Source organism: Haloferax sp. ATB1, assembly GCF_000730175.1.
Genome location: NZ_JPES01000045.1, coordinates 1 through 19,965, shown reverse-complemented (window position 1 = coordinate 19,965; position 19,965 = coordinate 1). Strand labels below are relative to the sequence as shown.

Sequence of the window (19,965 nt, the reverse complement as noted above, 5' to 3'; positions counted from 1 at the left end):
GATGTATCAATCTACCGCCGACCGCACCTCCGGCGTTTCGAGCGCACCCGTGAGAGCGACGAACGAGAGCCCTGCGCATCAGTAATCGCGGAGATTCAACTCGATCCGGTTTCTGACCCGCTTGAGGCGCGTGGGAAGCTCCGTCGTCAACCGCTCACCGACGACTTCCGTCGCGGGCCCCGACGCACTCAACGCCCCGATGACCGCGTCATCGCCGTTCAGGACCGGAACCCCGACGCACCGCAGCCCCTGTCCGTACTCCTCGTCGTCTACCGAGTATCCTCGTTCGCGTATCTCGGTTAACTCCGAGCGGAGCGTCTCGCGGTCCGTTATCGTGTTTTCCGACCGCTTCGGAAGGCCATGCCGGTCGAGAATCGATTCGACCCGACGCTCCGGCAAGTGCGCGAGAATCGCCTTTCCGGTGGCGGTGCAGTGTAGCTCGTGAACTTCGCCGGCTCGCGTCGACAGGCGGATGCGGTCATCGCCTCTCGTCCGGTAGAGGTACACGCCCTTTCCCCGGTCCTCGACGCTGATGTTGACGAGTAGCCCGGTCTCCCGGGAGAGTTCGTCGGCGTGCGGCCGAGCGACCTCATATATCTCCGTGTTCATGCGGACGCTCTCGCCGAGTTCCAGAAACCGGAGGCTGAGTTCGTAGCCCCGCTCGCCGTCGACTACGTAGCCGTGTTCGCGGAGCGTACTCAGGTGGTTGTGAGCCGTGCTCTTCGAGACTCCCGCGTACGTGGCCACGTCACTGACGCTCGGGGTCGTCCGCTCTTCCAGCGCCTCGAGTATCGCCAGCAGCGTTTCGTCCGACCGTATCGGCCGGGTCGCTTTCTCGGTCATATGACTTCTACCGCGTCCAGCCCATAGAATGTTTCCCAACCGATAATCGTTCAGCGTGGTCGAACGCCTGTTTGAAAAGTTATCGACGCCTTCGGTAACGATTTTTGCACCTCTCGTGGACTGTTGTTTTGGTACGGACACGTTTTACAGACATAACGTTGTAATGGAATTGGCGGCCAAACGGTCGCTCGGCAGGCACAAACTCGTTCGATGTCATAGAACGGCTCGCCGACGTCCCGTGGTCTCGCCGTGTTAGTACCCTGTCGAATGCGGACGCGACGCTCAGCGTAGTTGGAAAGAAAAGTAAAAACAGCGGGAAGTGCGGGGCGCGCGAACCCGGAACCGGGCTCAGTAGTTGAGGTACACCGTCTTCGACGTCGTAAAGAAGTCGAGGCCGGCGTCACCCTGTTCGCGCCACGTCTCGCTCGACGACGCCTTCATGCCGCCGAAGGGGACGTGGAGTTCGAGGCCGGTCGTCTTCTCGTTGACCTTGACGACGCCGGCTTCGACGTCGTCGGCGAACTGATGGGCCTCGCTGAGGTCTTGTGTGACGATACTGGCGGAGAGTCCGTATTTCGTGTCGTTGGCGAGTGTCACCGCCTCCTCGTAGGAACTCACGGGAATGACGCCCACGACCGGACCGAATATCTCCTCTTGCGCGATACGCATCTCGCTGGACACGTCCGAAAAGACCGCCGGCTCGACGAAGTAACCCGACTCGTGGCGCGGTGCTTCGGGAACGGACCCACCGGTTTCGAGAGTCGCTCCCTCCGAGACGCCGACGTCGATGTAGTCCAGCGTCCCCTCGAGTTCGGATTTACTGACGTGCGGCCCCATGTCGTAGCCGTCCAGTGCGGGTCCAATGCTAATGTCCTCCGCAGCGGCCACGAGTTCGTCGACGAACTCGTCGTAGACGTCCTCGTGGACGATGGCTCGGGACGCCGCGGTACAGGCCTGTCCGGTTCCGCCGAACGCGCCGTCAGAGACGATTTCCGCGGCGGTGCTGGCGTCGGCGCTCGGCATCACGACCGTCGGGTTCTTCCCGCCCATCTCGAGTTGGATGCGCTTGCCGTCCGCCGCGGCCGTCTCGCCGACCTGCTGTCCCACGACCGTACTCCCGGTGAAAGAAATCGCGTCGATTTCGTCGTGGGTCGTGAGCGTGCCGCCGACTTCGCTGCCTGAACCGGTAATGACGTTGAGCACGCCGTCCGGAAGACCGGCTTCGTCGAGGCACTTGGCAACTTCGTGTGCGACGGCGGGCGCCCGAGACGCGGGCTTGAGAACGACGGTATTCCCGGTGACGAGCGCGGGCGCGAGCTTCCACGTCGGAATGGCGATGGGGTAGTTCCACGGCGTGATCAGTCCGACCGTTCCTAGCGGCTCAGTCTTCGTTTCGAGGCGCGTGTCCCGTGAACTCGACGCTTTGACGTCGCCGCCCAGGTCTAACGCCTTCTCGGCGAAGTAGTACAGAATGTTGACAGCCCGGCCGACTTCGCCCGTCGCCTCGGGGAGCGCTTTCCCCTCCTCGCGAGCGAGCAACTCGGCGACTTCGTCGGACCGTGATTCGAGACGCGACGCAGCGCGGCGGAGAATCGCACCGCGCTCGGGCGCTGGGGTGTCTTCCCACGCCGCTTGGGCTGCGACCGCGGCATCGACTGCATCTCGGGTGTCGCCGGCCGTGGACGACGGGAACTCGCCGATTACGTCGTCCGGGTCCGCGGGGTTCCGCACCTCGAACGTCTCGCCTGATTCAGAGCCTGTCCACTTGCCGTTACAGTAGTTATTGAACGCCGGCATGTACTCTCATCCACAGAACCCTCATTATAATATCTGGCGGTCTCGTCAATCTGGGAGCCGTCGTGGGCATCGCGGCTATCGCGGTCGCTGTGTCTCTCTTGCGGGTTACGTCGGCGGTCTCGGAGTGGTGCGTACCGCTATTCGGTTCCTGTTGGGACGTTGAGCACCGGCACCGTGGAACTGAGCATCACGCGCTGCGTGACGCTTCCGAACAGGGCCTTCCCCGTCGGCGACCTGCGTCGTCCCCCGACGACGATGTATCGGGTGTCAACGTTGTCCGCGTACGTCGTGATCTGCTCCGCCGGGTCGCCGACGCGGACGACGTTCTCTATCTCCGCTGTGTCGTGTTCGAGTTCCCCGTTCGCTGCCGCCCGCTCGATAATCTCCGCCCCGACGCGTTTGACCTCGCGGTTCTCGGTGACCGCTTGTCCCTCAACCTCCTTTTCGAGGGTGTCAACGAGATCCGTGCGCTGGAGCACGTGAAGCGAGTGGAGCGGTTCGTCGAGATCCGCGGCGAGGGCCGACGCCCGCGCGAGAACGGTTGCTGCTCGGTTCGAGTCGTCGACTGCAACTACGACCGTCATATCTCACGTATGAACGTCGGACACCAAATTTCCTTGGAAGGCGGTATGCTCCGCATCGACTACTGTGCGAGCAGTATCACTGCGCCGACCGCCAGCGCGATGCCCGCGATTTTGACCTGTCCGAGCGACTCCTCCAGAAAGACGACCGCGAGGAGAGTTGTCCCGAGGAGGTACATCCCGCTGATACTCGTCGCGACGGCGGCGGAGCCCTGACTGAGCGCGACGTAGTAGCTGATCGTTCCGAGCCCGAGGAACAGTCCTCCCACGAGCGCGAACCCGATTCCCCTCGTGGAGACGACGACCGGGCCACCGCGCCAAAGGAGGTACGAGGCGGCGGCCGTGAGCCCGGCGACGTACGTGTAGATGACGGCTTGCTCCGCCGGAAGCGACTTCGTCGCGACTTTGGCGAGAAACGCCCAGCCCGCGTAGAGCGCCATCGACCCGAACGCGAAGAGAACTGTCTTTGACATAGCGTGTGCCTCCGGTATATCAAGGACGGTCGGTATTGATTCTTTGCCTCTCTGGGACGGAACTCGACCGGAAGAAACCGTGTTCACGAACCTCCTTCGCAGTCGGCCGGTATCCGAGAAAAGCGGCACTCATCCGGTCAATCTGACCCCCGTGGGAGGTAGTACTCGCACGTTCGGCAAACAAATTCTCTGTCGTGGTACGTCTCGACGGCGACGAGGGTTTCGTCGCAGTTTGGACATCGCATACAGGTCCACGTCGTATCGACAGTAGGTTAAATCTTTATACGACAAATGTCGAATCAAGTGGGGGAGCGAGCGATACCGATGCGCTCGGTGCGTTCGCTTACGTGGACGTCGCAGCCTGCTTGGGCGGCGTCTGTTCTTCGGTCAGTTCGAAGCCGCGCGCTTCCATCATCTCGAAGTACCGCTCGGCGTCCATCCCACTGGTTTCGGTCACGAAGATCCCGTCCTTGTCCACGGAACCCTCGGCCATGAGTTGGAGCGTCACCGACAGCGGCACACCGACGTAGCAGCCGTACTCCCGCATCATCGAGATTTCGTTGCCGTCGAAGAACGGGAACGGCTGTTCGAAGTGGTAGACCGCTGTCCCCGCTTCTCCTGCCGCCGTTCCCGTAACTTCCGACGAGAGAATCGTCTGTGGCGTCCACTCCGTCTCGCTGGAGAGTTCCTCAGGGGCCTGCCACTCGGCGTCTCGCTGCCGGCCGGCGCGCTTGACTTGCGACTGGGCCACTTCGAGCGGGTCGACCGTTCCGCCCTCGACTTCGAGTGGGTCCGCGTCGAACGCGTCCATCGCGTGGAGCGTCCGCTCGTACTCGGCCCACTCCTCGTGCCAGATGCCGCGGGTGATGATTCGGTCGACGTTCGTCTCCTGTGCGATGGGTGCCTTCGGGAACGTGATGGGTTCGGGATGGGAGATGACGTACGTCTCTTGTTCGCCGATGGGGTCGGGGAATTCGAACGTCCGTTCTTGGGAGAACGGCGGGAGGTCGTTGATGACCGCTCCGTCTTCCCAGCGGGCCCGCTCGTCGACGTTCGGGTCGTGTTCGTAAGTGACGGTGTCAGTGAGTCCGGCGGTCGTCTGGCTGAGGAGCCGCCACATCCCCCAGTAGAAGTTCACGTCGTCGACGTCGTCGAACTCGTCGCAGCCGACCATGCCGAGCGCGATAGTGCTGACGAGGCCACCGTTCGCGAACCACAGCGAACAGCCCGCCGCTTCGAACTCGTCGGATCGACTCAGCACGGCGTCGAAGTCGAAGGCGTTCAGGTCGACGCCGGTGAGGTCGCCGACCTCAACGATAGCGTCGAGGACATTCTCTTCGAACTGGTACGGGAGTCCGTTCACCACGTATGCCGCGTCGTCAAGGACACGGGCGATATCGTCCGCGCTCGTCGCATCCACGGGTTCGAACGTGACACGGTCGTCGTCGATTAGTTCGACGAGCCGACGGGCGTTCTTCTCGTCCGCATCCGCGACGACGATTTCGTCGAAGTCACTGGTCTGATACAGGTCGTACACGCAGGCGGAGGTCATCGCTCCGGAGCCGCCAAGGACTACGGTCTTACCGCTCATAATACAACTGAATATGCATGATTAACCGACTTAATTCTATGGGGTGTCGGACCGTCGTAGTCCGCGTCTCCTACTGAGCGGAACCCGACCGACCCCCGTGAATCGGCGATAACCGCTTGGGAGCCGTCTCGAAGGCCCGTTACACTTCTTCCCAGGGCATCCGCTCGTCGTGAATCATCAGACTCGACTCGCGCGTAACGGTTCGCCTCTCCTCACCGATGGCGTCGATTTCGGCGATGTCTTCGGCCGTGAGGTCCAACTGTCGAGCGGCCCAGTTCTCTGCGACGTGGTCGCCCGTCGCCTTCGGAATCGCCGCGACCCGGTCTTTGCTCAACAGCCAGGCCAGACTCACCTGCGTCGGCGTCGCGTCGTACTTTTCGGCGATATCGACGAGCGTCGGCACCTCCATCACGTCGCCCCCGACGAGCGGGCGATACGCGACCAGCCAGTAGTCGTGTCGCTGGGCATGTTCGAGGAGGTGTTGTTGCTGCAGTAGCGGATGCATCTCGACCTGATGGGCGAAGACAGGGGCGCCGAGGGCCTCCATCGCCTCGTCGAGCAACGGTATCGAGTAATTGCTGAGCCCCACGTTGTCGATGAGTCCCCGCTCGTACAGTTCCGTGAACGCCGCCATCGTCTCTTCGACGTTGTAGGCCTTCAGCGGATAGTGGACGTACAGTAGCTCGATAGACTCCATGCCGAGCGCGTCCAGACTCTCTTTCGTGCTTTCGAGTACGCGGTCGTAGCTGAGGTTGCTCGGCCGGACTTTCGTCGCGACGAACACCTCTTCGCGCGGAACGTCCGACTGTCGGATGGCTTCACCGACGTACTCTTCTGTGCCGTACTGCTGTGCGGTGTCTACGTATCGATACCCCTCGTCGAGCGCGGTGAGAACACTGTCGACGCATCGCTGTCGTTGGTCCGGGTACCACGTTCCGATACCCATCTCAAACGTGCTACTATGACTCACGACACCAACTACCAACGAGCAGGATATAACGCTTTGCCCCTCGGAAGCAGCCACGGACCGAGGCGAAGTTTCTTTGCGGTCGCTTGACCAGTGTCTACGTATGACCGATAACTCTGACACTGACCGGCCTGACGACGTTCCGCCGTGGTGGGACGAGAACGTAGAGATTCGCGAAGAACTCGACCTCCCGGGCTACGACGCACCGAAGTTCGAAGACGACGTCTACGTCCATACGGTCGTCGAGGAGCTTGAAGCGAACCACGGCTGCAACATCCGACTCGTCGACCCGTCGCCGTCGAAACTGAGCACGTGGGAGATACGGCTCGATGGCGAACCAATCGAGTCGGTCCACCGGTCGCGCGACAGCAGCGCGAACACCGTCTTCTCCATCACGTCGTCGTCGTTCAAATCGCTCGTCGAGGACGTGGTCGCCGAGCGAGAGTGACCGCACGTCCCACTCGGCAATTTTAATTGCCAGCGCCGTAGACCCAGATATAACACGTTGCAAGCAGTGCCTGAGACCGGTCGCTCGTCTCGCCACGCTCTGGGCGGGGTTCCTACCGCACGGTGGCTGCCTCCTCGACCGACCGAGCAGTTCGCTTCCCGCCCTCGACGGCGACCGAGGCTCACCGACATTCACCCAGACACCATGACACACCCACACCAATGCTAGAGACGTTTCGCGGTTACAACGGCAGACAACTGAACCTCCACGCGCTCGGAATCGTCGTGTCGCTCTCCGGTCTGCTCGTCGTCGCACCGATGCTCCCGGAGATAATCGACTACTTCGGCGTCAGCGCGGCCGAAGCCGGCGTGTCCATCTCGTTCATGTGGGCATGCAACGCCGCCGCGCAGTTCCCCGGCGGTCGGTACTCCGACCGCCTCTCGGCCGGCGTCGTATTGCTCGGCAGCCAAGGCGTGATGATTCTCGGATTCCTCGTCTTGGCGGTGGCGACGACGTTCCCGGTGTTCGTCGCGGGACTCGGCCTCATCGGCGCGGGATACGGGCTGTTCGAACCCGCCGGGTTCGTCCTGCTGCAGACCCAGTTCGAAGAGAACCGCGGTCGCGCGTTCGGCGTCCGAGACGCGGCCGTCAACCTCGGAAGCGCGCTGTCGGCGGTGCTCGCCGTCGCCATCGTTGGGACGTTCACATGGCGAGACGCATTCGTTCCGGTCGTCGTGTTGCTGGCGCTCGTCGGGGCTGGCACACACAGACTCAACTGCGGCGACTACGCCGTCTCGCGCGTGACGCTCGACCTCAAAGCGGTGTGCTCTCGGCTCTTTCGGGAGCGCGAGACGTACGCTGTCCTCGTCGTCATGTCCGTCTCGATGTTTCTCTGGCAGGGCAGCGCGAGCTTCCTCCCGGCGTATCTGCAGGCGGTGAAATCCTTCACGTCGTTCGAGGCGACGGTCGCCTTCGCGAGCATGTTCGTCGTCGGCATGGTGGTTACGCCCGTCGCCGGCACGCTCAGCGACGCGTGGTCTCCCACCGGAATGGGCGTCGCCGCGATGGGATTCGGCGTCGTCGGGCTCTCCACGCTCGTGCTCGTCGACTCTACTGTCGGCGTCGGGCTTGGACTCATCGCCTACGCCATCGCTATCACCGCCATCTGGCCAGTCATGTACGTCTATCTTAGCGACGTGCTGGCGACGGAGACGATCGGCGGCGACCTCGGCGTCCTCAGAACGGTGTACTTCGCCGTCGGCAGTCTCGGGCCCGCGTACATCGGGACTGCGGCCACGCGACTGGGCTACACAGCGGCGTTCGCGAGCCTACTCGTCGGCTTCGGACTCGCAGCGATACCGCTGGTGTGGCTCGGGCGACGCGAGTAAGAGCGTCTACAACTGGCGGCAGTATCGGGGACCGGTTCGATTGGGGTCGCCTCAGGCCTCTGCGACCGCACCACCGCTCTGCGTGGTCTGCGTGTCGAGATTCCGCTCGGCGACGCCGAGAATGGTGTCGAGCGAAATCGCCAACACCGCGCCCGGAATCGCACCGGCGAGAATCTGCGGCGTGTTGAACAGTTGGATACCAGTGACGACCCAGTCGCCGAGTCCCCCAGCACCGATGAAGATAGCGAGGTACGCAGTCCCGACGTTCATCACGGTACTGGTCCTGATTCCCGCGAAGATGACCGGGACGGCCAACGGCAGTTGGATCTGACGGAGGATTTCCGAGTCCGTCATCCCCATCCCTTTCGCCGCTCGGATGGTTCCCTCGTCGACGTCTTCGATGCCGGCGATGGTGTTCGTGATGATGGGTAACAGCGCGTACACCCACATCGCGAGCAACGCCGAATTGAAGCCGATACCGACGAACGGGAAGACGAGCGCGATGACGGCCAGCGGTGGGACCGTCTGGGAGATGTTCCCCGACGAGAGAACCCACGTCTTCGTTCGCTCGTTTCGCGTCGCGAGGATACCTGCCGTCACCGCGACGAGTATCGCACCGACCTGCGCGACGAGCACCAAGATGAGGTGCTCGCGAAGCAGGTCGACGAACGTGTCGAAGTTGCTGAGCAGGTAGTTCGTCGCCTCGACGAGCAGGTTACTCATGCGCGAGTTCCCCCCGCTGCGACTTACTGTGGTGGAGGTGTTCGAGGTTCACTGTCCCGACGACGCTGCCGTCTCGGACGACCGGGAGGTCATCGCACTCGGATTCAAGCAGCACTGACAGCGCCGTCTCGGCGCTCTGACCGGGGGCGACGTGCGGCGGTGCTCCCGCACCGTCCGCCGCGGCCGACTCGGGTTCCGACCCGCCTCGGGGCAGTTCGGACACGGACGTTCCGACGAGCGAGTCGTCCGTGTCCATGACGTCTTCGACCGGCAGCACCTGCAGCTTCTTCAGGCCGCGGTTCGACCCGATGAAGTCCTCGACGAACTCGTTCGCCGGGTTCTCGAGGATGTTCTCGGGCGTGTCGTACTGGACGACTTCGCCCACGTCGTAAATTGCGATTTTGTCCCCCATCTTCAGCGCCTCGTCGATGTCGTGGGTGACGAACAGAATCGTGGTGTTGATCTGTTCTTGAATCTCGAGGAACTCGTCTTGGAGGTTGTCGCGGGTGATGGGGTCGAGCGCCCCGAACGGCTCGTCCATGAGCATCAGATCCGGGTCCGCGGCGAGGGCGCGGGCGACGCCGACGCGCTGCCGCTGGCCGCCGGACAGTTCGCGCGGGTAGTTCTCCCGGTACTGGTCCGGCGGGAGATCCATGAGCGCTAGGAGCTCGTCGACTCGGCTCTCGATGCGGTCTTCGTCCCAGTCTTTCAGTCGCCAGGCCCGGGACCGTTCCCACGTTCTCCGCGACGGTCATGTGGTCGAACAGGCCGATGTCCTGGATGACGTAGCCAATGCTTCGCCGAAGACTCGTCTTCTCGACGTTCTGTACGTCTTCGCCCTCGAACCGGACCGTTCCGTCGGTCGGGTCTTCGAGGCGGTTGACGAGCTTCATCGTGGTCGTCTTACCACAGCCAGAGGGCCCGACGAGGACGGTCGTCGTCCCCGCTTCGACGCTGAAACTCACACCGTCGAGCGCCACCGTCTGCCCATACTCTTTGCGAACGTTTTCGAACTCGATTGCGTGTTGACTCATGAGAGTATCCTCCAAATCGCGCGGGTCGGTCGTGCTTTGTCTATCTGCTCTCCGTTACGAAGTCTGAACAACTGCTCGCTGACCGCGAAGCAGTAATCGAACGCCAGCGTCAGCACCACGAGCACGACGGTCGTGACGACGATCATCGGAATGTTGCGCTCGCGAATACCTTGGAAGATGAAATCTCCCAATCCACCGGCTCCGACGAACGCCCCGATGGCGGCGACGCCGATGATGATGACGACGGCGTTCCGCAGTCCGGTCATGATGACCGGGAGCGCCATCGGAACCTGAATCTGCCGCAGGCGCTCGATGCGAGTCATGCCCAGGCCTCGGCCGGACTGGATGACCGCGTCGTCGACGCCGTTGAGCCCGACGTAGGTGTTCCTGACGAGTGGAAGCTGTGAGTACAACACCAGCGAGACGATGACCGGCGGTTCCCCGATTCCGAAGACGGGGATGAGCAGTCCGAACAGCGCGATGCTCGGCACCGTCATGGCGACGCCAGCGAGCCAGAGGACGACTGTAGCCGCGGTGTCGTTGAACGTTATCAGGACGCCGAGAGAGATACCGATGGGTATCGCGAGCAGCATCGAAATCGCGATGATATCGATGTGCTCCAGCGTCAACACGAGCAGGTCGCCAGCGTATCGCGCGACGAACGACTGGTACGCTCCGAGCGTGGAGTTCAACGTCACCGACGTGAGGGTGGTGAGAGCCGCTTCGAGGGATGTCGTCGATGGCATGTCAGATGAGTCCTTCCGAACTCAGATGGTCACGGGCGATGCTCGCCGGGTCTCTGTCTTCCTCACTGGCCTTGAGCGCCATCTGTTGCATTTTCTCGGTCGTGACGCTCGGTGCCACCTCGTCTAGCGTCTCCTTGACGACGGGGTTCTCCTCGACGGCAGCCTGCTGGATCATCGGGACGATCCAGTACTTCGAGAAGTGCCCTTTGTCGTCGTCGAGGATGCGGAGGTCGTACTTGTATATCTGCGGCTGCGTTTGCCAGCCCGAAGTCGCGACGGCCTGGCCGTCGTTGAGAATCTGGTAGTTCAGGCCGCCGTAGCCGACCTTCCGAAGTTTCACCTCGTCCCACGCGGACTGCTCGATGCCGTAGTCGTCGATGAGGGCAGGGAGACCGTCCTCCCGCTCTGCGTACTCCGTGTAGGACACGAACGTCATGTCGGTGTTCCCGTCGTTGACGTACGAGGCGAAGTCGCTGATCGTTTGGATACCGTGTTCTTCTGCCCAGTCGGGCCGGGCGACGATAGTCCACGACGCGTCAGCCCCCGTGGGTTCGGTCAGCGTCAGTCCCCACTCATCTTCGGCTGCGCTTTTCGACTCGGTGTATATTTTCTCGCCGTCGGGAATGACGTTCGACTCCCCGAGGATCTGATGCCAGAGCGTCCCGGTGTACGTCCAGTAGCAGTCGATTTCGTCGTTCTTGAGCGCGTTGAAGCACTGGGAGGTGCCGCCGAGTCCCGTCTCGTCGTTGACCGTCAGGTCGGTGTTCTCCCGGAGTGCGGCAATTGCCATGTGCCCGAGAATCTCCTGTTCCGCGAACTGCTTCGAACCGATGGTGATGCTGTCGCCGCTGCCGCCGCCATCTACGATACTGGAACAGCCCGCCATGCTCGCGATACCGATTGCTCCCGCTGACTGAAGGAACGCTCTCCTACTGTTGTGCATGATTCATCCTGATGAACTGGGTCGGAGATATTTATAATTTATCCTCAGACAGTTTTTGCCGCCCAAACTGGGCGAACGCTACGCGTCTTAGACAATGTGCGCACGGACATCCAAAAGTAGCATCTAATCAACATGAATGCCTGCTCTCGCCACCGTCCAGCGGATCGGAGCAGCCGCCAGGTGACCTCGGAATCCGGTCTCGCGGGAACGGACTAGTTCCCGACGCACTCCTGTCTCTCCGAGCGACTGACTAGCGTGCTGCTCCGTGCTCACCCATTCGGGTGTCGCGGCGTCGTCGTCCTTCGCAGGTTGTTATGGGACGCTCCGCTGTCGTCTCGAAACGCCTAGAACGTCTCGTGTTCTTCGTAGGCGTCGAACGCCTCGACGCCGTCTTCGAGGGCGGCGCGGACGGCGTCTTCGGACGACGCCATCTCGTGGGCGTCCTCGGCGACATCCTCGGCGATTTCCTGGGGAACGACGACGACGCCGTCGCCGTCGCCGACGACGATGTCGCCGGGCGAGACTTCGACTCCGCCGACGACCGCGTCGGTGCCCCAGTCGAGCAACTCCCAGCGGAAGATGCAGTCCACGGGAGTGGTGTACCGGTTGAACACGGGGAAGCCGCGCTCCCGGATGACGCTCGTGTCGCGGACGCCGCCGTCGATGACGGCACCGGCCACGCCCGACGGTTGGAGCGAGGTGACCTCCAACTCGCCGAGATGGGCCGAGTTCGTGTCGTTGGTGTCGTAGATCATGACGCCGTCTTTGGGGACGTCCTCGTGCATCTCGAGGAAGCGCCTGAGGACTTCGTCGGCGTTGACGCTCCGGTTCGGTCGCCCGACGATGGGGAAGGCGCTCCCGACGACAGTCATGTCGTCGTCGAGCGGCGTAATTTCAGGGTCGAGCGTCTGCTCTTCGTAGCCGTACTCATGCATCACGTCCGCCACCGCCGGCGTGTACAGGTCTTCGTATTTGGCGAGCAGTTCTTTGTCGACTTCTCGTTCTCTCTCTGAGGAGGATTGGTTGATCATCGGTTTGGGTTGGTGTGGGTTGTTGTGGTACGTGGTGCGGTGTGGTTCTCAAATGGCGATTACAGCGTGACGACGACGTAGCCGGACTCGTTGCGAACGGGAATGGACCGGAGTTTACAGCCGTCGTCGACGAGGCAGTCGCCGGTCGTGGCGTCGAACTCCCAGCCGTGCCACGGGCAGCTGAGAATCTCTCCCTCTCGACACCACTCGAGTTCGGTCGTGAGGGTGTCTCGGTCGTGTTCCGCCTCGACGGTCCCGCTCACCATCCCCTCACAGAGGGGACCGCCCTGGTGAGCACACCAGTTCGGGTAGGCGTACAGCTCGCCGTCAATGTTGAACACGCCGATTTCCTTTCCGTTCAGGAGCGCGATGACGCGTTCGCCGTCGGTGAGTTCGTCGGACCGCGCGACGACGTGTTCGTCGTCGTCGAGCGGAAGATTTTGTGCGTTCTGGCTCATGAGACGTCGATGTCGAAGACTTCTGCCGAGTTTCCGTACAACACCTTGTTACGGTCCTCCTCGGAGAAGTTGCCGAGGTATTTCAGCAGCGCTTCCGTGTTGTCGATGTCGAAGTGGGGGTGGTCCGTCGCGAACATGAGCACGTCGCCGCCCCACATCTCCACGAGCTGTTTCATCATGACCGGGTCGTTCGGCTCGTCGAGCGGCTGCGTAGCGAAGTAGAACTGGTCACGAACGTACTCTTCCGGTGTCTTCTCCAGCAGCGGAACCTCGCTCCGGCGCTGCTTGTACTCCCGGTTCAGACGGAAGATGAGCGAGAGCCACGCGATGCCCGCCTCCTGGAACACGAAGTCGACACCGGGGAACTTCGCCGGCGTCCCGTTCTCGAAGAGGCTCGTCAGCGTCAGGAACTGCGAGTAGACGTGTGCGAGCGCGTGGTTCGCCATGTACGTCTGCAGTTCGTGTTGGAGCGTGGGGAAATCGAGGGCGAGTCCCGGAGCTGCTGCCCCGTGGAAGACGACGGGGAGGTCGTTGTCCTCCGCCGCGCGGTAGATTGGGTCGTACTTCTCGTCGCCGAGCGGCGTCTTCGTCCCGGTCGAGTTCAGGAACACGCCGCAGATCTGGTCCTCGCTGGCGAAGCGGTCGATTTCCTCCGCGGCGGCCGCCGGGTCGTGTGGAACGACCGACGCCAGGCCGTAGAAGTTGTCGTGTCCGTCGAGGAATCGCTCGACGAGCACCTTGTTGGCTGCCTCGTTGAGCGCAATCGCCTTGTCGGTCTGCCGGACCATGTTGAGTTCCGGCAGCATGTTGACGATGGGGTAGTCGACGTGGAACTCCCTCGACAGCACGTCGTCGATGTCCTCTTTCGGCTCCGTGACCTGCATCAGTTCCGTCGGGAGTTTCCCACTCAGGTCGCGGTTGTAGTTGTCTGTCGGGTACATCCCGTCGTACGATGACGTCCCCGGCTGAAGGTAGTACTCGATTTCCCGCTTGTACGGGTCGTCGAGGTGTTTCAGTAGGTCCCGTTGGATCTCCTCGTTTCTGAAGGACGTGTGAACGTCCATGTCGATGACCGGCACTTCCTTGAGCTGGTCTGCGAGGGGATTTGACCTGGCTTGCTCACTACGTTCGGCGAGTCGTTTGCTTTGGTCAGCCATACGATTCCAATGTTGGATACAATCGTTATAAATGTTCTCCTCAGACAGAGTTCTGAAGGTACTTCGAAACGTTTTGTCACACGAAACATCCTATCCCGGGTAATTAGTAGGTCTCCTCGGTCCGCGTGATGTTGAGACTGATGACGTTTGCTGCGCTTTTGACGGCTTCTGCGAGCGTTTCACGATAGTACTCTCCGGTGAATTTCATCGCCGGCCCGGAGACGCTGATTGCGCCGAGCGCGCGGTCGTCCTTGTCGAGAATCGGGGAGGCGACACACCGAAGTCCCTTCTCGTACTCTTCAAGGTCTAACGCGAGTTGGCGTTCGCGAACGGTTTCGAGGCTTTCTTCGAGCTCCTCACGGTTCGTGATGGTGTTTTCTGTATATCTCGTCAGACCGTGGACGTCCTCGAATTCATCTAACACCGACTCCGGAGAGAAGGCGAGTATCGCCTTTCCCGTCGCGGAGCAGTGGAGGTCGTGGTACTCGCCGGCGGCCGTCGAAAAACGCACTTCCCGCTCGCTCTGAGTTCGGTAGAGATAGACGCCTCGGCCGTGTTCTACGGTCGATAGGTTGGTTAGTTCTCCCGTCTCGTTGGCGACTTTGTCCGCTTCCGGGCGCCCGAACGAGAACAGCGGTCCACGGTTTCGTGCAACCTCCCCCAGCCTGAGGAACCGTAGCCCCAGGTAGTACTGGTCTCCGTCCTTAACGATGAACCCCTGCTGACGGAGCGTACTGAGGTGGTTGTGGACCGTACTTTTCGTGATTCCCGTCTCGTTGACGATGTCTTGGATACGTCCTCCGCCCAGTTCCTCCAGTCCGTTGAGGATTTCGAGCAACGTCAAATCGGAGTTGATGGGATTCTTGGCTTTGTGTGGCATATACCACCATCAGTTTCTCGGAGGACTTTATTGTTTCGTATCACGAAATTGGACGCGTCGTATTCTGAGACACCAGTTCGAATCCCAATTGGGAACGACTGTGTTCGTCCTCAGACAAGCAAGCTAACCGAGGCCGGTTCGAGACATCTGTGGGTCACCCCCGTCTGCCAAGCTTCTCGTTTTATCTCACGAAACACGAGGTTCCCAATCTACTCTCGACATCTTCTGACGAGCGCTGTCGGGCCGAAGTCGCATTACGAGTTACTGCCGTGGGGATAGCCGCGTGGTGACCCACAGTAGCCACGAGTCACATTACAAGAATACTAATGTAATCTTCAGAGCGTCATTTATCTGCGGCCACGTCCTGAACTAACTGAGTGACATGGAACGAGAACAGTCGCGGGCCGTTGCGTGATTCCTAGTATCGACTCGTTCGGACGACCTGTCGTCAACTCGGTCGCTGGGACTACCATCTGCTTGAGCAGCATGATTATTTACTAGCGCACCGAAATTAGCTCGACATGTCGTAATTATTTCATTCTAAAAAATTATAAATTTTCTCTATGGGAACTGTCTAGTTAAGCAAGTTTGAGAAGCGATCAGGTCGTTGAGTTAATTTGGGATGAAGCTCGCAGACCTGCTCAGTAAGTGTTTTGCGACGGATTTAGAAGAAACTTGGGAGCGTGAGCGGACGGCGACACCCGTCAGGGTGTTCGCCGTCCAGCTCCACGCGACCGGTTGTTCGCTTTGAGACAAAAGAAATTCTTCGATTGCTCGGCGTTGAACGGGCTTATCAAGTTGTTTGGCAGTAGGTACATCGACTAGCTGACAGCGGTCACAACCCGCCTGAGGCGAAGCCGAAGCGGGTTGCGGTCGACGAGACCGCTGTCAAAATCAACGGCGAGTTGTCTTGGTTGTACGCTGCAATAGACATCGAGACAAAGCTGATTCTTGACGTCGAATTGTTTGGACGGCATGGGACTGATCCGGCTGCTGCGTTCCTCCATCGGCTCTCGAGAAACACGACCTCTCAGATGCGGTGTTTCTCGTTGATGGTCATGGCTATCAGACTGCCCCCTCTCGATTAGAATTGAGCGGCCGGCTTGACTACGTCGAGCGAAACCTCATCGAAAAGTGGTTTGACACCCTCAAAATACGAGTCGACCGCTTCCATAATTCCTGGGTGGGCAGTCATGGGAGCGTCCGCGAGTGGTTTATACAATTTGCGCAATACTATAACTTCCACCGACCGCATCAAGCGCTCGACGGACGAACGCCGGGTGAGGAGGTTACTAACTAGACAGTGTCATTTATGACAATATATAACTGAATTTATGAGAATATGTTACCCGGTCAAGCGAAGGGTTTCGTTCACCTCCTAAGAACCGACTCTGGGCACGCTGCATCATCAATACCTTGGAGGACCTCGAAGATTCAACCGAGGATCTCAAGTGACTCGTTTTCGCTCTCAGATAAGAGTCATCTTCGTCCTCAGCGTTGACGTTCACCTATCTGCTTCACACAACGTCTGGTAGTGCGTTCGAATCGTTTGAGTTGAGGTATCACTCACGGCCGCAACACGGGCCTGCGTGAGCGACCAGTCCCGCTCAGTCGCCGCAGTGTACACACACGCTGCCGCGACTGCATGCGGATTCGCGCCCCGATGAGCCCACTCATCACTCGATGCCTCAGCTAACGACCGTGCTCGTCGCCGAATCTGGTCTGTCACGTCAAGCGCATCCGCCACTCTCGGAACGAACTCAGCCGGTGTGACCGGCTTCGCAGGCAGCCCGAGTTCTGTATTGAGTGCGTTATACGCTGACCGGACACGCGATTCAGCCACCCGTGCGAGCGGGACGAGTTCGGCGAGCGTCCGCGAAAGCCCTGCACATCGACAGGCGGCGTGGACGCTCGCGGCAGCGACTGCTTCAATCGATCGTCCGGGCAGCAAATCCGCCTGTTGAGCTGACCGGAAACACCGACATGCTTGGTCACGCAGACTGTCTGGGAGGTCGAGCGCACCAATGAGTCGCCGGACTTCGTCCAAGCCATGCGCGAGCCGACGTTCACGACTCGACTGATACCGACTCCGACTGTGTTGGGTGCGGAGTCGGGAGAGTTGCTGTCGTCGTTCGCCCGGGATCGGTGTCCCGTTCGCGTCGACATGTCGGCCGATTTCAGTAGCGAGACCGTGATCGTGTCGCGTCGGCGTTCGTGGCGCACCCACTCGCTTGCGCTCCTCGCGCTCGAACGACCGCCACTCCGGGCCGCGGTCGATACCATGCCCGTTGATGATGAGTCCACAGGACTCACACCGTCGCTCACCAGCGTCCGTAATGACCTGGCCGCCACATTCTGGACAGGAGGCGTTTCCACAGGATTTCCCGCACGATTCGTCGAACTGTCGCTCGTAGACATCTCGTATCGCCATCTCGAACACCACGGGACGCATCACGCTGCGCCCCGCACCCGTCAGGGGCTCAAAAAACGCCGTGCCGTCTCGAACAGGCTGGCTTTGGTTGGCGGTCATTAAATGATTGAACCACAACACCAAACATGCTCGCAGGCGGATTACCGTTGCAGGCTCGTCGTGTCACACAAGACGCGCCCTGTTCTGCAACGGGTGCGAAATCGCGTACCAAGCCATCCGCGCCCACCCCTTGATAACTTCCTCGTGGGCCTCGTGCCCACCGAGTTTCGTACACTCGATACTCGTGTTACTGGATATCTGTGAGTCACAGTTTGGGGATTGCGTTAGTAGGAATCTCTCACCAGGCGAACAGTTAACTGAGACAACAGATGACTATCTTATATGAGTAGCTCACCATGGACTGCGAACTTCGCGACTGAAAAAAGCGAATGTGCAGCCGACGTCCAACGCCTCCTCGAGAAGTACCCGCAGCCAGTCGTCTACGAAGTCATGAGTGAACTGCTCCGTCGAGAGATGCGCGAGCAGTTTGCTGGTGCGTACGCTATGTCTCAGCAGTCCGAAGACTGATGGGTGATTGGTGACGTACGAAACCCTCACCAACGACTACTCAGACAGATTACGCCGCCCAGCGTCGATGCAGTTCCAACAGGGAAGAGCTTCAGACAACTGTTCACACTCGCAGGGCAGGTCTGTTGTGTCGTCATCGCCGCTTGACGAGATACCACCATCTGCGACGACACGCATCTGCACGGCAAGGTCGAGTATTCGTGGGCGAATCGCGACCGCAACCCGATGTTTACACGGGGGGTCACTACTCGCATCAGCAGGACATGAACACGAATGGGGGACGCCATCCCGAATTCGAACGCAGTACTCGTGCGCAGCCGGGTCGGCATAGCTCTCGTTGCGAACACGGACATCGCCGTCAAGGAGTTCGAATGCAAACGCCTCGTACTGCGCTCGCTTGAGGACGCGCGTAGGTGGATCGAACTCTGGTAGTACAGGAATCATGATAGTCAGCGCGCAATGCGCGCACCCCTTCAGGTGCATGAAAAACTACGCTGTCGAACGGAGTGACAGGTGACACAGAATCAGGTCGGATTCTTTGTGCTGACCTGTCCTGATTGTCCCGAAGTCAATACAGAGAACGAGTTTCTCATTCGGTGGGCCCGAAAGCATATACTCGACGACATATTCGTCTCCGTATGCGCCGTCGTGCCCTCCTCTCCACTGTTGCGTGTGGAAGTACCGCCCTGCTCACGGGATGTAACTTCCGCTCGCCCGACACCGAGATTGATATCACCGCCCGAAACGACAGTTCGCGGGCCATCACATTGGACCTGTTCTTCAAACGAGGCACCGATGAGACGGTGTACTCAACCCACTACGAACTTGACTCCGGAAAGGCCGATGAGTCGAAGCAGTTCACTGGACAGCCCGACCGAGTCTACGCTATCCTCGATGAGTCAGAAGTCGCGGTGAAACGCTTCGTCCCCACGCCGTGTTCCGGGACGAACACGGTACCAGTCGGCGTCTCCTATGGGGAGCAACACGGGTTACATATCGGAACCGCCTGTTCACAGTGACTCCGCACACTGTCCCGCACTGGCGGGTGACTTCACTGTTCTACTAACGACACATACAGAGACCGTATCGAGCAACTGTGTTTGGTTTTCTCCAGATGTTATAGTGACATCTGTTCAATCAATAGATTTAATAATAAATGTGTGAACTCCACAATGCCGGGGTGCCTCTGTGTTAACACCGGCAAGTCCCTAATCCGGGTGCCCGGCCGGTTTAGGGTTAGTTGGGTCCCCTTTCCCAACTTTTCAGAAGTACATTGGCTTTAGATAGCTGTGCTGCAGCGGGTAGATTTTTGATGACAATACAACTCTAGTGTAGAATTTTCAAGAATATCTGTGCCATTGGTGGTGCTGATAAGCATGCTTTCTCGATGTCTCAGGTGATTCACCGCTGAATCTACGAAAACAACACCCTGTAAAGTGTTCCTCAACACCCTCTGTCGCAGGGCAAGATATAGCTGACAAAGAGGTTCAACAGAGCCGCGACAGCAGAACCACAGATGAGAGATTTCAGACCGCGTCGAGTGTCGACAGAATCTCTTCGGCCGTCCCGCTAATCCGACCCAGTCGCTCTTGCAGCACGTCTGTCTCGTCGCCCTGCCACGCTGCAAGGTAGAACGCCGACCCACTCGTATCCAAGCCGAGGTATCGACCAACGACGTACGCAACGGCCTCCGCTTCGACCTCGCGTTTCGCCCGCTCGGTCGCGTCAGTAATGTCGAAGTGCAGAATCGCGTGGGCGTACTCGTGGATGATCGTCGATGCGAGATCTGCGCGATTCGACCGATCCTTCACTTCCACGAGTGGGGTGAGGTCTTGGACACTTCGTGACTGGCAGACACCCTTCGCTTCGCCATGCCGCCACTCGTCGGGATCGACGATGCGGACGGT

Annotated in this window: 20 protein-coding genes and 2 pseudogenes; 5 read left to right on the top strand and 17 right to left on the bottom strand. The window is 60.1% G+C overall.

The features are described 5' to 3' along the window. Nucleotides 1-78: 78 nt before the first annotated feature. The 6 genes from ATB1_RS07410 to ATB1_RS07385 form a co-directional block, all read right to left on the bottom strand. Nucleotides 79-843, bottom strand: a complete 765-nt coding sequence (locus ATB1_RS07410; RefSeq protein WP_042663014.1) for an IclR family transcriptional regulator — start codon at nucleotides 841-843, stop codon at nucleotides 79-81. A gap of 348 nt (nucleotides 844-1,191) precedes the next feature. Continuing rightward, nucleotides 1,192-2,640, bottom strand: coding sequence for an aldehyde dehydrogenase family protein (locus tag ATB1_RS07405; RefSeq protein WP_042663013.1), 1,449 nt, complete (start codon nucleotides 2,638-2,640; stop codon nucleotides 1,192-1,194). Nucleotides 2,641-2,777: 137 nt separating this feature from the next. Further along, the gene (locus tag ATB1_RS07400) at nucleotides 2,778-3,224 is read right to left on the bottom strand and encodes a universal stress protein (protein ID WP_042663012.1); all 447 of its coding nucleotides are present in this window, start codon (nucleotides 3,222-3,224) and stop codon (nucleotides 2,778-2,780) included. 59 nt (nucleotides 3,225-3,283) lie between these two features. After that, entirely contained in the window at nucleotides 3,284-3,694 is a 411-nt protein-coding gene (locus ATB1_RS07395) for an EamA family transporter (protein ID WP_042663010.1), read from the bottom strand. 343 nt (nucleotides 3,695-4,037) lie between these two features. Then, on the bottom strand, nucleotides 4,038-5,285 hold the full coding sequence (locus tag ATB1_RS07390) for a saccharopine dehydrogenase family protein (protein ID WP_082256326.1): 1,248 nt from the start codon (nucleotides 5,283-5,285) through the stop codon (nucleotides 4,038-4,040). A gap of 139 nt (nucleotides 5,286-5,424) precedes the next feature. Continuing rightward, a complete protein-coding gene (locus tag ATB1_RS07385) occupies nucleotides 5,425-6,231 on the bottom strand; it encodes an aldo/keto reductase (protein WP_042663006.1) in 807 nt (268 codons plus the stop codon). A gap of 124 nt (nucleotides 6,232-6,355) precedes the next feature. Between ATB1_RS07385 and ATB1_RS07380 the strand changes: the two genes are divergently transcribed. Both ATB1_RS07380 and ATB1_RS07375 read left to right on the top strand, forming a co-directional pair. Continuing rightward, entirely contained in the window at nucleotides 6,356-6,700 is a 345-nt protein-coding gene (locus tag ATB1_RS07380) for a hypothetical protein (RefSeq protein ID WP_042663004.1), read from the top strand. 221 nt (nucleotides 6,701-6,921) lie between these two features. Continuing rightward, nucleotides 6,922-8,088: an MFS transporter gene (locus ATB1_RS07375; protein WP_052367848.1), complete on the top strand. Its 1,167-nt coding sequence runs from the start codon at nucleotides 6,922-6,924 to the stop codon at nucleotides 8,086-8,088. 51 nt (nucleotides 8,089-8,139) lie between these two features. On the opposite strand, the gene ATB1_RS07370 is transcribed toward ATB1_RS07375, so the two are convergent. From ATB1_RS07370 to ATB1_RS07335, 8 genes and pseudogenes are all read right to left on the bottom strand, one after another. Continuing rightward, nucleotides 8,140-8,811 carry an ABC transporter permease gene (locus ATB1_RS07370; protein WP_042663002.1) on the bottom strand — a complete coding sequence of 224 codons (672 nt, stop codon included), beginning with the start codon at nucleotides 8,809-8,811 and terminating at the stop codon, nucleotides 8,140-8,142. Continuing rightward, nucleotides 8,804-9,845, bottom strand: a pseudogene (locus ATB1_RS24350) (ABC transporter ATP-binding protein). Before ATB1_RS24350 ends, ATB1_RS07370 begins: the two are co-directional and overlap by 8 nt. Further along, nucleotides 9,842-10,591 carry an ABC transporter permease gene (locus ATB1_RS07360; protein ID WP_052367844.1) on the bottom strand — a complete coding sequence of 250 codons (750 nt, stop codon included), beginning with the start codon at nucleotides 10,589-10,591 and terminating at the stop codon, nucleotides 9,842-9,844. Before ATB1_RS07360 ends, ATB1_RS24350 begins: the two are co-directional and overlap by 4 nt. A gap of 1 nt (nucleotide 10,592) precedes the next feature. Then, the gene (locus tag ATB1_RS07355) at nucleotides 10,593-11,534 is read right to left on the bottom strand and encodes a glycine betaine ABC transporter substrate-binding protein (RefSeq protein WP_042663000.1); all 942 of its coding nucleotides are present in this window, start codon (nucleotides 11,532-11,534) and stop codon (nucleotides 10,593-10,595) included. Nucleotides 11,535-11,878: 344 nt separating this feature from the next. Next, nucleotides 11,879-12,565, bottom strand: coding sequence for an RraA family protein (locus ATB1_RS07350; protein WP_042662999.1), 687 nt, complete (start codon nucleotides 12,563-12,565; stop codon nucleotides 11,879-11,881). Between the two features lie 59 nt (nucleotides 12,566-12,624). Next, on the bottom strand, nucleotides 12,625-13,023 hold the full coding sequence (locus tag ATB1_RS07345; RefSeq protein ID WP_042662997.1) for a Rieske (2Fe-2S) protein: 399 nt from the start codon (nucleotides 13,021-13,023) through the stop codon (nucleotides 12,625-12,627). Next, nucleotides 13,020-14,180 carry an amidohydrolase family protein gene (locus ATB1_RS07340; protein ID WP_052367840.1) on the bottom strand — a complete coding sequence of 387 codons (1,161 nt, stop codon included), beginning with the start codon at nucleotides 14,178-14,180 and terminating at the stop codon, nucleotides 13,020-13,022. Before ATB1_RS07340 ends, ATB1_RS07345 begins: the two co-directional genes overlap by 4 nt. Nucleotides 14,181-14,283: 103 nt before the next feature. Continuing rightward, a complete protein-coding gene (locus ATB1_RS07335) occupies nucleotides 14,284-15,060 on the bottom strand; it encodes an IclR family transcriptional regulator (RefSeq protein WP_042662996.1) in 777 nt (258 codons plus the stop codon). A gap of 622 nt (nucleotides 15,061-15,682) precedes the next feature. Here ATB1_RS07335 and ATB1_RS07330 point away from each other — a divergent pair. Next, nucleotides 15,683-16,360: pseudogene (locus ATB1_RS07330) on the top strand (IS6 family transposase). A 204-nt stretch (nucleotides 16,361-16,564) separates the two neighbouring features. Here the strand turns inward: ATB1_RS07330 and ATB1_RS20500 are convergent. Then, nucleotides 16,565-17,491: a transcription initiation factor IIB family protein gene (locus ATB1_RS20500; RefSeq protein ID WP_082256329.1), complete on the bottom strand. Its 927-nt coding sequence runs from the start codon at nucleotides 17,489-17,491 to the stop codon at nucleotides 16,565-16,567. A 381-nt stretch (nucleotides 17,492-17,872) separates the two neighbouring features. Here ATB1_RS20500 and ATB1_RS07320 point away from each other — a divergent pair, with 381 nt between their 5' ends. Continuing rightward, a complete protein-coding gene (locus tag ATB1_RS07320) occupies nucleotides 17,873-18,058 on the top strand; it encodes a hypothetical protein (protein WP_004062147.1) in 186 nt (61 codons plus the stop codon). A gap of 36 nt (nucleotides 18,059-18,094) precedes the next feature. Here ATB1_RS07320 and ATB1_RS20495 read toward each other — a convergent pair whose 3' ends face one another. After that, nucleotides 18,095-18,502, bottom strand: coding sequence for an SWIM zinc finger family protein (locus ATB1_RS20495; RefSeq protein WP_082256328.1), 408 nt, complete (start codon nucleotides 18,500-18,502; stop codon nucleotides 18,095-18,097). Between the two features lie 194 nt (nucleotides 18,503-18,696). Between ATB1_RS20495 and ATB1_RS07315 the strand changes: the two genes are divergently transcribed. Further along, nucleotides 18,697-19,077, top strand: a complete 381-nt coding sequence (locus ATB1_RS07315; protein WP_042662993.1) for a hypothetical protein — start codon at nucleotides 18,697-18,699, stop codon at nucleotides 19,075-19,077. Nucleotides 19,078-19,584: 507 nt separating this feature from the next. Here the strand turns inward: ATB1_RS07315 and ATB1_RS07310 are convergent. Then, nucleotides 19,585-19,965, bottom strand: a 381-nt coding sequence (locus ATB1_RS07310; RefSeq protein WP_042662990.1) for an ImmA/IrrE family metallo-endopeptidase, incomplete at its 5' end; no start/stop codon positions are given.